At 71.6% G+C, this 13,195-nt stretch carries 13 protein-coding genes and 1 tRNA gene; 10 read left to right on the top strand and 4 right to left on the bottom strand.

Annotated features, from left to right (window positions below; genetic code table 11):
- Positions 1-41 precede the first annotated feature (41 nt).
- The 7 genes from ACIQUR_RS06990 to ACIQUR_RS06960 all read left to right on the top strand — a co-directional run bounded on the left by ACIQUR_RS06990 (position 42) and on the right by ACIQUR_RS06960 (position 5,774).
- On the top strand, positions 42-1,010 hold the full coding sequence (locus tag ACIQUR_RS06990) for an N-acetylmuramoyl-L-alanine amidase (protein WP_403659488.1): 969 nt from the start codon (positions 42-44) through the stop codon (positions 1,008-1,010).
- Between the two features lie 9 nt (positions 1,011-1,019).
- On the top strand, positions 1,020-1,277 hold the full coding sequence (locus ACIQUR_RS06985; RefSeq protein ID WP_403659485.1) for a hypothetical protein: 258 nt from the start codon (positions 1,020-1,022) through the stop codon (positions 1,275-1,277).
- Between the two features lie 6 nt (positions 1,278-1,283).
- Positions 1,284-1,547, top strand: a complete 264-nt coding sequence (locus ACIQUR_RS06980) for a hypothetical protein (RefSeq protein ID WP_403659482.1) — start codon at positions 1,284-1,286, stop codon at positions 1,545-1,547.
- A 9-nt stretch (positions 1,548-1,556) separates the two neighbouring features.
- A complete protein-coding gene (locus ACIQUR_RS06975) occupies positions 1,557-3,209 on the top strand; it encodes a hypothetical protein (protein ID WP_403659479.1) in 1,653 nt (550 codons plus the stop codon).
- A 127-nt stretch (positions 3,210-3,336) separates the two neighbouring features.
- A complete protein-coding gene (locus ACIQUR_RS06970) occupies positions 3,337-4,593 on the top strand; it encodes a helix-turn-helix domain-containing protein (RefSeq protein ID WP_403659476.1) in 1,257 nt (418 codons plus the stop codon).
- An 87-nt stretch (positions 4,594-4,680) separates the two neighbouring features.
- Positions 4,681-5,229: a hypothetical protein gene (locus ACIQUR_RS06965; RefSeq protein WP_403659473.1), complete on the top strand. Its 549-nt coding sequence runs from the start codon at positions 4,681-4,683 to the stop codon at positions 5,227-5,229.
- A 371-nt stretch (positions 5,230-5,600) separates the two neighbouring features.
- Entirely contained in the window at positions 5,601-5,774 is a 174-nt protein-coding gene (locus ACIQUR_RS06960) for a hypothetical protein (protein ID WP_403659470.1), read from the top strand.
- A 39-nt stretch (positions 5,775-5,813) separates the two neighbouring features.
- Here the strand turns inward: ACIQUR_RS06960 and ACIQUR_RS06955 are convergent, their stop codons facing one another.
- Positions 5,814-6,050 carry a helix-turn-helix transcriptional regulator gene (locus ACIQUR_RS06955; protein ID WP_403659467.1) on the bottom strand — a complete coding sequence of 79 codons (237 nt, stop codon included), beginning with the start codon at positions 6,048-6,050 and terminating at the stop codon, positions 5,814-5,816.
- 264 nt (positions 6,051-6,314) lie between these two features.
- Here ACIQUR_RS06955 and ACIQUR_RS06950 point away from each other — a divergent pair, with 264 nt between their 5' ends.
- The gene (locus ACIQUR_RS06950; RefSeq protein ID WP_403659464.1) at positions 6,315-6,542 is read left to right on the top strand and encodes a hypothetical protein; all 228 of its coding nucleotides are present in this window, start codon (positions 6,315-6,317) and stop codon (positions 6,540-6,542) included.
- Positions 6,543-6,545: 3 nt separating this feature from the next.
- Here ACIQUR_RS06950 and ACIQUR_RS06945 read toward each other — a convergent pair whose 3' ends face one another.
- Positions 6,546-7,823 (bottom strand): tyrosine-type recombinase/integrase, encoded by a 1,278-nt coding sequence (locus tag ACIQUR_RS06945; RefSeq protein ID WP_403659461.1) that lies wholly within the window; start codon positions 7,821-7,823, stop codon positions 6,546-6,548.
- Positions 7,824-7,925: 102 nt separating this feature from the next.
- Positions 7,926-8,008, bottom strand: a tRNA-Leu gene (locus ACIQUR_RS06940).
- A gap of 413 nt (positions 8,009-8,421) precedes the next feature.
- Here ACIQUR_RS06940 and ACIQUR_RS06935 point away from each other — a divergent pair.
- Positions 8,422-9,183 (top strand): ABC transporter ATP-binding protein, encoded by a 762-nt coding sequence (locus tag ACIQUR_RS06935; protein WP_403659853.1) that lies wholly within the window; start codon positions 8,422-8,424, stop codon positions 9,181-9,183.
- A 56-nt stretch (positions 9,184-9,239) separates the two neighbouring features.
- Entirely contained in the window at positions 9,240-11,786 is a 2,547-nt protein-coding gene (locus ACIQUR_RS06930; protein WP_403659458.1) for an ABC transporter permease, read from the top strand.
- Between the two features lie 96 nt (positions 11,787-11,882).
- Here the strand turns inward: ACIQUR_RS06930 and ACIQUR_RS06925 are convergent, their stop codons facing one another.
- Positions 11,883-13,169: a class I SAM-dependent methyltransferase gene (locus tag ACIQUR_RS06925; RefSeq protein ID WP_403659455.1), complete on the bottom strand. Its 1,287-nt coding sequence runs from the start codon at positions 13,167-13,169 to the stop codon at positions 11,883-11,885.
- Positions 13,170-13,195: the final 26 nt, after the last annotated feature.

The following is a 13,195-nucleotide window of genomic DNA, read 5'->3' as shown; positions in this document are numbered from 1 at the left end:
GGGCCCCTTCCGCATGCCCTGGAGGGCGTATGGCCACCCCCATGACCGCATCCCAACGCCTGGCCGCCCTGCGCGCCGAGGGCCTGACCGTCGTCGAGCACGAGGGCTGGCGCACCCACGACCGCAACCACAAGGGCCCCTGGGGCCCGGTGCACGGCGCGATGATCCACCACACCGCCGGCACCGCCCCGGGGGACGCTGACGTCGTGTGGAGCGGCCGGGCGGACCTGCCGGGCCCGTGCGCGCACGACTACCTCTCACCTCAGGGCGTCATCACGATGATGAGCGCGGGCCGCGCCAACCACGCTGGCGGGGGCTCCCCGGCCGTCCTGGAGGCCGTGAAGAACGAGAACTACGGAGACCGGCCGCCCGCCCCGACGCACCACGACGGCGACGACGGAGCGGCGGACGGCAACCGCTCGTTCTACGGCCTGGAGGCCTCCAACGCCGGTGGTAAGGGCGACGCGTGGCCGGCGGTGCAATACGACGCCGCAGTCCGCTGGGCAGCCGCCCACCTCCGCTTCCACGGCTGGACGGCGAAGTCGACCATCGGCCACAAGGAGTGGTCGGACTGGAAGCCCGACCCCCGTTTCGACATGGTGCAGTTCCGGAAGGACGTGGCCGAGCGGCTGCGGCATCCCGCGTCATGGTCGCCCGGCGACGAGTCCGAGCAGCCGCCGACCAAGCCGCCGGCGCCCCCGGCCCGGCCGGTGGTCGACCTGTCGCGGCTCATCGACGCGGCCCGCCAGGACCCGCCCAAGGCCGGGACACCGGTGTCGTACGCGGGCGTGAAGACCGTCGAGGCCGCGCTCGTTGCCGAGGGCCTGCTCGACCGGTCGCTCGCCGATGGCCACTACGGGACCGCGACGCGCACCGCGTACGCGAAGTGGCAGCGCCGGTACAGCGAGGCCAACCGGCTCGGCTGGACCTCGGCCGACTGCGACGGCATCCCCGGCCGCGCCTCCCTCGTAGCCCTCGGCGCCCGCCGCGGGTTCACCGTCACCAGCTAGGAGACCCTCGTGTCTGAACTGTCCTTCCCCTCCGCCGAGACCCTCGTCCGGACCGGCACGACCTACGCCAAGGACCTCGTCGAGCGGGTCCTCACCTCGTTCCTCGGTGCGTTCGTGGGCGGCATCGTCATCACGCAGCCGCTCAACGGCTCGATGTGGCAGGCCGCGGCTGCGGGCGGCGCCGGCGCGGTGGTGTCCCTGCTGAAGGGGCTCGCCGCGCGCCTCCGGGGCTCGGCCAACTCGGCCAGCCTGGCTCGGGGGGTGTAACCCGCCATGACGACAGCACCCGATCCGGGCGTGTACATCAGCTCCGCCCAGATGTACCAGGAGGTGAGGGTGCTGTCGGAGGCGGTGTCCCGCATCGAGGCCAAGTTGGACGGCATCCTGACCAACGCCTCCGCCCTCACGAAGGACGTCGAGGACCATGAGGCTCGACTCCGCGCGCTGGAGCGGGCCCGCTGGCCGCTGCCCACCATCGGGGTCCTGGCCGGGCTTGGCGGGGCCGTCACGGGCGCCCTGGCGCTCGTCGGCAAGTAGGGAGGGGCGATGGCCCGCCGTAATGTCGTCGGCACCGTCCACGACCTCTTCACCGACGCCGCGGCGACCGGCGTGACCGTGACCCTGTCGGCGCTGCCGCGTCGCTGGACCGACGAGGCTGGGGGCCGGGTCCTGGCCGCCCCCGACCACCCGGTCACCGTCACGGAGGGGGCGTGGTCGGCGTCGCTGCTCCCGACCGACGAGCCCGGCATCGAGCCGGCCACCGGCCGGTACTACCGGCTGACGGAGGCGGTCGACGGGGTGCCGGTCCGGGTGCGGGTGTTCGAGGTGCCGTCGGGGGTGGGGGATCTCAACATCGGCGACCTGGTCGTCGCCGACCCGGGCCTCCCCGGGTACGTGCGCGGCGCGACGGGGGCGGCTGGCCCCACGGGCCCGGCCGGCCCGCAGGGCCCACAGCCCGAGCTGGGGGCCGCCGGCGCGGGGGCTGCCATCGCGCTCCGCTCGACGGACCCCACGACGACGAACGCCCGCACGCCGACGGCGCACGCGGGCTCCCACGCCGTGGGCGGCTCCGACCTCCTCACCCCGGCCGCGATCGGCGCCGACCCCGCGGGAACAGCCTCGGCGGCCGTGGCAGCCCTGTCCGCGCTCACGCAGACGGTCGTCAAGGCGGCCGACGAGTCCCGTACGAGCGTGACGACGGTGTCGGACGACGGCCACCTGTTCGCGTCGCTGGAGGCCAACTCGGTCTACCGGTTCAACAGCACGCTCCTGTTCGACGGGCCGGAGGCCGCCGACGCCACGATCACGTTCACCGCGCCCTCGGGGGCGGTCGGCGGGTGGGCGCCGTACGCGGGCACGCTCGGCACGACCGTGCCGGACGGCTCCGCGCAGCTGAAGGTGGCCGCGCGCCAGTTCGGCTCGAACTCCGACATCGGCGTGATGGCCTCCTCGGCGTCCCTCGCCGGCATCATGGCGTCGCCCCGCGGCATCGTGTCGACCGGGCCGACCCCGGGCCTGCTGCGGCTGCGCTGGGCCCAGCAGACCACCAACGGCAGCCCGGTGTGGCTCCGGGCGGGTTCGCTGCTGGAGGTGGTCAAGATCTCCGGGGCGGCGCCGGCGGCGTCCGGTATCAACCTCGACTCCCCGCTCGCCCTGCCGTCCGATCAGGGGCTCCTCGCCTGGACCGGCGACCCCAACGACGCCGGACACGTCACCGCGCAGTCGGTAGGCGGGGTGGCTGGCCGGATCACGCTGGTGAAACTCCAGCTCCGCAAGTCGATCACGTGGAGTCGCATCTGGTTCGGGCTCGCCGGCGTTGACCCGGGCGCGAGCCTGTCGAACTGCTACCTGGGGGTGTATGACTCGGCGGGTGTGCTGCGGGGCGTGACGGCCGACATCTCGGCGGACCTGTCGTCCGGCGCGGTCGGGAAATCCGTGGCGTTGGTGACGCCGTTCACCGCGGGGCCCGGCGAGTGGTACATCGCGCTGCTGCTCAACGGCAGCTGGGCGACCAACCTGCTCACGTTCAAATCCACTGGTGCGGGCATCACGGTCAACTGCGGCCTGTCCGCGCCGCGGCTGCGGTACTCCAACATCGGCTCCGGCCAGACGAGCCTGCCGGCGACGCTGGACCTGACGTTGCAGTCGACGAGCACCATCAACACCGGCTGGGCCAGCCAGTGGTACGGCGTGTCCTGAACAGCGAACGCCCCCTCTCCGGCCTGCGGGCCGCGGGAGGGGGCGCTTTCGTGCGTTCTCGATCACACGGAAGCGGCCTCGCCCCCTACGCTGTCCAGTGACGAGCTGCACAGAGAGGGGCAAGGCCGTGTCACCTGATGCTACCCCCGACCCGTATGACGACCCAGTGCGCTTCGGGCAGAGAGTCCAGATCTACCGCAACCGTAGAGGCATGACCCGCGAACAGCTGGCTGGGCTCGTCGGACACCACGAGTCCTGGGTCAAGAAGGTGGAGAGCGGCAAGTTGAAGATCCCCCGCTTGCCGGAGCTGTTCCGGATCGCCGAGGCGCTTCGGGTGCGCCGACTGAACGACCTCGTCGGCGAGATCGGCGGCGAGCCGCAGGTCGACTTGTTCGCCGGTCCCGGCCACGCCAAGCTGCCGGCCGTCCGGGCGGCCCTGGACACGTTCCCCTTCTCCGGGGACCGACCTGCGCCGTCGACCTCGTACCTACGGGCCGCTCTCGACGCGGCGTGGAGCGCACGGCACAGCGCGCCCAACCACCGCGAGGTGCTCGGTGATCTGCTCCCCGGGCTCATCCGCGACGCCCAGCTCGCCGTACGGCAGGCGGATTCGGGGCCCGAGCGGCGGGCCGCTCAGGCGATCCTGTCCGAGACGTACTCGCTGACGCAGTTCTTCGTGGCCTACCAGCCCGACTCGGCGCTGCTGTGGCGGGTCGCCGAGCGCGGCATGGTCGCCGCCCAGGAGTCCGAGGACCCGCACGCCATCGGCGTGGCTGCCTGGCTGACCGCGCAGGCGCACCGGGACTCCGGCCCCGGTCACTACGACGCGGCCGACACGGTCACCATGAGGGCGCTGGAGCTGCTGGAGCCCCGGCTGGCGGACGGCCCCGTGCAGGTGCGGGCCATCGTCGGCGCGTTGAAGTTCGAGGCGGGGTACACCGCGGCGCGGAGGGCCGACAGTGGCACCGCGTGGGGCTGGTGGGATCGCGCGGACCGGATCGCGCAGCAGCTGCCGGCGGACTACTTCCACCCGGTGACTTCGTTCGGCCGGGCGGTGATGGGCGCGCACGGCGTGACGGTCGCGGTTGAGTTGCGGAACGGCGGGGAGTCCGCGCGGCAGGCCAACCGGGCGGAGGCGCACGCGATCCCGTCCCGGCCGCGGCGGGCCCGGCACCGCATCGAGCAGGCGCGCGCCTACTACCTCGACGGCCAGTACGAGACGGCGCTGACGACTCTGGAGCAGGCCTACGAGGCCGCGCCGGAGACCGTCCGGTACAACGGCTACGCGCGCAGGATGGTGCTGGAGGAGAGTGAGGTGCGGTCGCCGGAGCGGCGGCAGCGAGCCAGCCGACTGGCCGTAGATATCGGCATGTTGGCGGCGTGAACGAGGGGGCCCAAACTGGGCCCCTTCTTCGTGTCGGGACCCCTCAGGCTTAGCTCACCACCCGCTGACGACGGTAGGGAGCACAGCGTGAGCAGGCGAACGGCCGTGGCCGAGTGGCTCGCCCAGAGCCACGACAACCCCCAGCAGGCCCACACCGAATGGGCGCAGCGCGGCATCGCCGTCCTCCCCACCGGCGGCCGGTTCGGGGCCGTACGGATCCCTGAGGCGCTCGTGCAGGCCGCCGTCGAGTCCACCGACAACGACCACGTCGGCTACGTCCTCGCCGAGCAGCTGAACGGCCCCGTCATCCACGACGGCCGGGGCCGGAACTACTACGCGCTGCTCCGCCCCGAGGACCGCCTCGCGTGGGCCACCACCGCGCCGGGCGTCGAGTACCTCCCCCCGCGCACGCACCTCGGCGTCCCGGCCGCCGGCCTGTGCCAGTACACGGCGGCGACGCCGATCTACTGGGCGGTGCCGGTGATCCGGCCGTCGTACTGCGACCTGGCGGCTCTGGCGATGCTCGTGCACGTCGGGGCCGCTCGGCTGGCGGAGGCCCGCCCGTCGGCCGCGTTCGTCGGACGGGCCGGGATGCCGCCGTTGACGGCCGAGCAGGCCGCGGGGCACCCCCAGTGAGCAACCGCGGCCAGCAGGTGGCCTACGTGGTCGCGCTGCTCGCCCTGCTGGTCTCGCTCGGGTTCGGCATCACCACCCGCTGACGCGGGCCCCCGGACCCCCGCCCGCTGGTCGCCCGTACGGGTGACCACGTGCGGGTCGCACCACCTCTCAGCGGATGGCCGACCACGCTGGCACCGACCTCGAAGGAGACCCAGCATGTTCCGTCTGCCGCCGCCCTGTCCGAACGGACCCCACGGCCCCCAGTTCCCTGCCCTCTGGAAAGACACCAGCCTCACGGGGCCGAACACCCCGGACCGGTGGCGCTGGTTCTGCAACGGGTGCCGGTCGTTCTGGGAGCCCAACCCTGAGCAGAAAGCGAGGTACACCTGATGGGCCACCGTCAAGACACTGCGACGCCCTGCGGGCACATGGTCCCGGACCCGTCCAACCCGAGTCAGCTGATCGGGTGCACGGGCACCAAGTCGACGGTCTACGAGTACGACGACAACGGCCAGTGCGTCAGCCAGCAGTCCTACCCGTGCGGGTCCTGCGGCCGCGGCTGATCTACCGCGAGGACAGCCCCGGCCGAGCCCCGGCCGGGGCTACTCCTTGACGAGCTGCGCGAGGGGTACGCCGACGGCTTTCGCGATGCGCAGCAGCATGGTGAGGCTCGGGTCGGAGAGGGCGTACTCGATGCGGTGCACGGTCTTGTGGTCGATGCCGGCAAGCGCTCCGAGGGCCTCTTGGGTGAGTCCGGCGGCCTCGCGGGCGGCCCGTACGCGCGCGCCGATGGTCTGGCGGCGGGTGAGGACCCAAGCGGGCGGCGGATCGGACGGCACCCGACCACGCTCGACCGATCATGATCGCTTGTCCTTACCTGCCCAGGTAAATTGTTTGATCTTGAAAACCAGGGGTATGGGGTCCCCCACTTCCCCTCAGCCCCAAAACCAATCGGCCGACCGAAATCTTGTTCGAGTTACGCTCAGTGTCTTGACGTAACGTTTCGGCCACGTAGCCTCGTACATGCATCAACCACCTGGCATATGCCGCGCCACCCACGGACGCCCCCCACGGCACGCCCTGCACCGAGCGGAGAGACCGATATGCCCACCCTTGCCGTAGCAGCCGTGACGGGCCTCCTCGCGTGCGGTCTCGCCGCCCTCGCTCTCCACGCCCGACGCCTGAACCGGCAGGTAGGCACCCTGGGGGCCGAGCTGGACGACCTCCGCACGGAAATCGCCTGCGCCCGCATCGAGGGCGTCCTCGCCCAACCGCAGACCGTTCCCGGCGCCCGCGCGGGGGAGGGCCCGGTCCAGCACCGGGCCCCGTGACCCCTACCCCGCCGCCGCGTTGACCGCCCGCAGCCGGGGGCGATTTCCCGCCATGGCCGCCTCGATCGTCGCCATCGCGTCGTCGTCCGCCTCCGGCAGCAGGTGCCCGTACACGTCGCTCGTCGTCTTGATGGACTCGTGGCCCAGCCGCCGCTGTACGTACGTCAGCGGGTGGCCGGCCGAGATGAGCGCGGCGGCGTGCGAGTGCCTCAGATCGTGGGGGGTCGGGTTCTTGTGCTGCGCCAGGAGCCCGGCCTTCTTCGCCCGCGCCACTGCGCGCTTCCACCGGTCGTGGAAGGTGCTGTAGTGCAGGCGCTGCCCCTTGTCGCCGGTGAAGTAGAGGCTCTCGGCGCTGCTCAGCCCCTTCTCCAGCTCGAGGAGGGCCTCGACCACCGACGTGCTGATGCGCAGCGTCCGCCGGCTCTTCTTGGTCTTGGGCGTGCCGAGGTAGTAGGCGCCGGTCTCGTCGCGCTTCCACGCCCGCTTCACCCGCACTCGGGGCTTCGCTCCCGACACCTCGAGGATGCACGTCGGGGCCAACGCGGTCAGCTCACCCCACCTCAAGCCCGAGCCGTATTTCACGTCGACCATCAGTTGGTCCTGCCGCAGCGTCAGGCACGAGCGCAGCGCGTGCACCTCCTGCGGGGTGAGGAACTCGATGTCCTCGTCGTCGTCCGAGGCGCCGGAGTCGTCGATGCGGGGGAGGTTGGTCAGCTCGCAGGGGTTCCGGCTGCGGAGCGGGGGTTCGGCCCGGACGGCCTCGTTGAGGATCGAGGAGAGCAGCCCGTGCAGGTTGCGGATCGTCTTGGGCGACATCGGCCGCGCCTTCGGGCTCCCGTCCGGCATCCGGCCGCGCGTCACCCGAGTCCGCTCCAGCACGCGCACCCACGCCTTGATGGTGTCGCCGGAGAAGTGCTCGACGCTGCGCACGTCGCACTCACCGAACGTCGGGTAGATCCACTTCTCCAACTCTTTCTGGCAGGCCGCGCGGTAGCGCTCCTCGATGCCGGTGCGGTTCTCGATGACCCGGCGGGCGTACACCCGGAAGCGGTAGGCGTCCTCCGCCGCGGTCTCGGCCGCGATGTACCCGCGGCCCTTGACCCAGCCCGGGGGCCAGTGCTGGCCGGCGTCGTCCACGGCCTCTTTGAACACGCCGGCGGCCGTCTCGTCCTCGAACGATTCGGACTGCTGGGCGCCGGCGCGTGTGCCGCCGTCACGCCACTTGACCTGGTAGCTGGTGATCTCTCCTGCGCGGTTTTTCCGCGGGTGCACGCTCGCCATGACGGGACTCTACCGGCGGTGTTCCCCCGGTGTTCCCGCGCTTGCGTGAGAATGTTGCCCGCCAGGGTCGTTTCACCTGGTCAGGGCGCGTATGGAGTTCTGTGCCCGGAGCCGGACTTGAACCGGCACGGCCGAGTAGGCCAGCGAGGTTTAAGCTCGCCGTGTCTGCATTCCACCATCCGGGCAAGACGTCGGGCTCCGCGAAAAGCCTTGAACGCAGTGGTGAGCCTAACCGGAACAGTCCTCCCTTCAGGCGAAGATCATCCCGATGTTGTCTGATTTTATTGACGCTTGAGGGACCGTCAGGCGCGAGAACGCACGGTCCGGACCATGCGCGCCCGGCGCCCGCCCACGATCGGAATGACGGGATTTCGACGGCACCGCGCCACCCCTGGCCACCCCCCTGGGCGGACCGCCGCGAGGGGGACGGACCGCTTCCGCCGTCATACCAAAGGAGGACCCGGCGGCCCTCCCGGTCAGACTCCGGTGGACCCAGGAACGAGCTTGGCGGCTGATCCCCCGGCCGCTTTCCCCGGTGACGATGGAAAGGTCCCGCAGACCGCGTACCGAGCCCCGACTGGAGCACCTCGTGACCACCATGAACCTCGCCCCCCAGACCACCGCCGTGGCCGCCCGCGCCACGGAACTGTCGAAGGTCTACGGGCAGGGCGAGACCCAGGTGGTCGCCCTGGACCGGGTCTCCGTGGAGTTCGGGCGCGGTCAGTTCACCGCGATCATGGGCCCCTCGGGCTCCGGCAAGTCGACGCTGATGCACTGCGTCGCCGGCCTGGACACCTTCAGCAGCGGCTCCGTCCGCATCGGCGACACCGAGCTGGGCTCGCTGAAGGACAAGCAGCTCACCCAGCTCCGCCGGGACAAGATCGGCTTCATCTTCCAGGCCTTCAACCTGCTGCCGACGCTCACCGCCCTGGAGAACATCACGCTCCCCATGGACATCGCCGGCCGCAAGGCCGACAAGCAGTGGCTGGAGAACGTGATCCAGATGGTCGGCCTCTCCGGCCGCCTCTCCCACCGCCCCACCCAGCTCTCCGGCGGCCAGCAGCAGCGCGTCGCCGTCGCCCGCGCCCTGGCCTCCCGCCCCGAGATCATCTTCGGCGACGAGCCCACCGGCAACCTCGACTCCCGCTCCGGCGCCGAGGTCCTGGGCTTCCTCCGCAACTCCGTCCGCGAGCTGGGCCAGACCGTCGTGATGGTCACCCACGACCCGGTCGCCGCGTCCTACGCCGACCGCGTCGTCTTCCTCGCCGACGGCCGCATCGTCGACGAGATGTACCGCCCCACCGCCGACGGCGTACTGGACCGCATGAAGGCGTTCGACGCCAAGGGCCGTACCAGCTGAGGCCCTGCCCAGCCCCGATCCGCCTCAGCCCCCCGAGACTTCTGGACTCCTCCACCATGTTCCGTACAGCCCTGCGCAACATCCTCGCGCACAAGGCCAGGCTGCTGATGACGGTCCTCGCCGTCACCCTCGGCGTCGCCTTCGTCGCCGGCACCCTGGTCTTCACCGACACCCTGGGCAAGGCCCTCTCCGGCCAGTCCGCCAAGAGCTTCAAGGACGTCGCCGTCTCCGTCACCTCGTACGGGCAGGTCCGCGACGACAACGGCAAGCTGGAGGGCGACCCGGGCATCAGCCAGCGCACCCTCGACCAGGTGGCGGCGCTCGACGGCGTCGCGAGCGTCTCCGGACGCGTCTCCGGCTTCGCCGGCGTCGGCGACCAGAACGGCAAGCTGATCGGCACCGGCTGGTCCAACCGCGGCTCCAACTTCGACCCCGCCGGCGACGGCAAGGACCCGCGCTACGACTTCACCGAGGGCAGCGGCCCGGCGAACGCCGGCCAGGTCGCCCTCGACGAGGCCAGCGCCGAGACCGGCAAGTACAAGGTCGGCGACCGGATCCGGGTCGCCACCAACGGCCCGGTGAAGGAGTACACCCTCTCCGGCGTCTTCACCACCGAGGACGGCGCGGTCAACGCCGGCGGCAGCCTGGTGCTGTTCGACACCTCCGTCGCCCAGAAGCTCTACCTCAAGCCCGGCTTCTACGACGAGCTGTCCGTGGCCGCCAAGCCCGGCGCCTCCGCCGACCAGCTGCTCGGCGCGGTCAAGCCGCTGGTCAACGGCAAGAGCACCGAGGTCAAGACCGGCGCCGAGCTGGCCCGCGACCAGGCCATGTCCATCGAGCGCGAGATGAGCGGCATGAGCACCATGCTGCTGGTCTTCGCACTGATCTCGCTCTTCGTCGGCATCTTCCTGATCTACAACACCTTCACCATGCTGGTCGCCCAGCGCACGAAGGAGCTGGCCCTGCTGCGCGCCGTCGGCGCCAAGCGCGGCCAGGTGATGCGCTCCGTGCTCGCCGAGGCCTCCCTCATCGGTCTGGTCTCCGCCGTGCTCGGCCTCGTCAGCGGCATCGGCCTCGCGGTCGGCATGCGCTCCGTCATGGACTCCCTCGGCGCCAAGATCCCGGCCGGCCCGCTGGTCGTGGCTCCCGCCACCATCGTCTGGGCCCTGGTCATCGGCGTCCTCGTGACCACCCTCTCCGCGCTGCTGCCGGCCTGGCGCACCGGCCGGATCCCCCCGGTCGCCGCCATGGGCAGCGCCCACCTGCCGTCGACCGCCAAGTCGCTGCTGGTCCGCAACATCTTCGGCATCGTGCTGGGCGTCGCCGGCATCGCCCTGGTCTTCCTCGGCGTCTCAACCGGCGGCGAGAACGGCCGCTACACCATCGGCGCCGGCGCCTTCCTGATCCTGCTCGGCCTGATCGTCCTGCTGCCGCTGCTGTCCCGTCCGGTGATCGCGGCCGTACGCCCGCTGCTCCAGCGCGTGTTCGGGGTGCCCGGCAAGCTGGCCGCGCAGAACGCCGTACGCAACCCGCGCCGCACCGCCGTGACCGCCGCCTCGCTCGCGATCGGGCTCACCCTGGTCACCACGCTCTCCGTCATCGGCATCACCATGGGCAAGGCCGTGGACCGGATGAGCACGGACAAGATCAAGGCCGACTACAAGGTCTCCATGGCCGGCGGCGGCAACCTCGACAAGTCCGTGGCCGAGACCCTGGCCAAGGCCCCCGGCATCAAGGCCGTCTCCCAGCAGACCGCCGGCGCGCTCTACTTCGGCGACGACTTCCACGCCGCCTCCGGCGTCAACCCGGCCGGCATCGGCCAACTGCTCAACATCGACGTGGTCAGCGGCTCGCTGAGCAGCCTGGGCCGCGGCGAGGTCGCGGTCGCCGAGAAGACGGCGAAGTCCCAGGGCCTGTCGGTCGGTTCGACGATCAAGGCGAAGTTCGACGACGGGAAGAAGGCGGACCTCCGGGTCGGCGCCGTGTACAAGGACATGGAGGGCCTGCTGTCGCCCTTCGTCATCGACGACAAGGTGCTGAGCGCGCACAGCGACCACCCCTACATCCCCGAGGTGTACGTCAGCACCGGCGGCGAGTCCGACGCCAACCAGCAGAAGGTCGTGGACGCGCTCGGCAAGAACCCGGCGCTGACCATCGCCACCCAGACCGACATGCGCAACGAGATGGGCGGCATCGTCAACCTGGCGCTGAACATCATGTACGGCCTGCTCGGCATGGCCCTGATCATCTCGGTGCTCGGCGTCGTCAACACCCTGGCCATGTCCGTCTTCGAGCGGACGCAGGAGATCGGCATGCTGCGGGCGATCGGCCTGGACCGGAGCCGGGTCAAGAACATGATCCGCCTGGAGGCCGTGGTGATCTCCCTCTTCGGCGCCGTCCTCGGCATCGTGGTGGGCGTGTTCCTCGCCTGGGCGGTCGGCAGCACCTTCGCCGACCAGGTGCCCGGCTACGAGCTGGTCCTGCCGTTCGACCGGATCGGCATCTTCCTGGCCTTGGCCGCCGTGGTCGGCGTCCTGGCGGCCATGTGGCCGGCGCGCAGCGCCGCGCGGCTGAACATGCTGACGGCCATCAAGACCGAGTAGCCGCCCGGCGGTTACGGGCCACGGGGAAGGGCCCCGGCGACTTCGTGTCGCCGGGGCCCTTCCCCGTGGTCGTGGCGGCGGGGCGCCGGGCCCGGCTCAGGTCCACTCGCGGGTGCGGAGCGGAAGGGACGAGTCGCCGGTGGGCGAGGTGCGGACGGCGAGGATCTGGTTGACGCCCAGGTGGTTGCGCTCGAAGCCGAGCGCCGAGGCGGCCATGTAGAGGCGCCAGACGCGGGCGCGGCCCGGCGAGGTGAGCCGGACGGCCCGCTCCCAGTGCTCCTCCAGGTTCCGCACCCAGGCCCGCAGCGTCAGGGCGTAGTGCTCCCTGATCGACTCCACGTCCCGGACCTCGAAGCCGGCCCGCTCCAGCTCGGCGACGGTGCTGCCCAGCGGGGACAGCTCGCCGTCGGGGAACACGTACGCGTCGATGAACTCGTCGATCCGGTACGCCGACTCGTCCTGCTCCGGCGGCCTGGCGATCTGGTGGTTCAGCAGCCGCCCGCCCGGGCGTAGGAGGCCGTACAGGGTGCGGGCGTACTCGCGGTAGCGCTCGGAGCCCACGTGCTCGGCCATGCCGATCGACGAAATCGCGTCGTACGGGCCGTCCCTGACGTCGCGGTAGTCCTGGACCCGGATCTCCACCCGGTCGGCCAGGCCCTCCTCCGCGACCCGCTTGCGGGCGTACGCGGCCTGCTCCCGCGAGAGGGTGACGCCGGTGACCCGGGCGCCGTACTCGCGGGCCGCGTGCAGGGCCATCGAGCCCCAGCCGCAGCCGACGTCGAGGAGCCGGTCGCCCTCGCGCAGTCCGAGCTTGCGGCAGACCAGGTCGAGCTTCTCGTGCTGGGCCTCCTCCAGGGTGCCGTCCTCGCGCCAGTAGGCGCAGGAGTACACCATCGACGGGCCGAGCACCCGCTCGTAGAACTCGTTGCCCACGTCGTAGTGGTGACTGATCGCCTGCTGGTCGCGGCGCCTGGTGTGCAGCGGGCCGGAGCGGCGTACGGATTCCTCGGGCGGCGGGGCGGGCGCGGGCCACGGCCCGGCCAGCGCGGCCAGGGAGCGCAGGGCGCGGCGGACCTTCGGGTCGCGCAGGGAGGGGCCGGTGCGCAGTCCGGGCTCGCGCTGCCAGAGGAGTCCGGCGAGCGCGTCCAGCAGTGCGTAGAGGTCGCCGTCCGCGTCCAGTTCGCCGGCGACCCAGCCGCGGGCCAGGCCCAGCTCGCCCGGCTTCCACAGCAGCCGGCGCAGCGCCCGGCGGTGCCTGACCACGAGGACCGGGGCGCCGGACGGGCCGGCCTCGCTGCCGTCCCAGGCGCGGATCCGGAGGGGCAGGGGGGCGCCGAGAAGAACTCCGGCGAGCTTGGTCAGCCGCGGCGCGGCGTCGGACATGGCACACCTCCCGGGGGATTACCCAT

This window comes from Streptomyces sp. NPDC101132 (assembly GCF_044759225.1).
Classification (GTDB): domain Bacteria; phylum Actinomycetota; class Actinomycetes; order Streptomycetales; family Streptomycetaceae; genus Streptomyces.
This window is presented reverse-complemented; position numbering and strand designations above follow the sequence as displayed.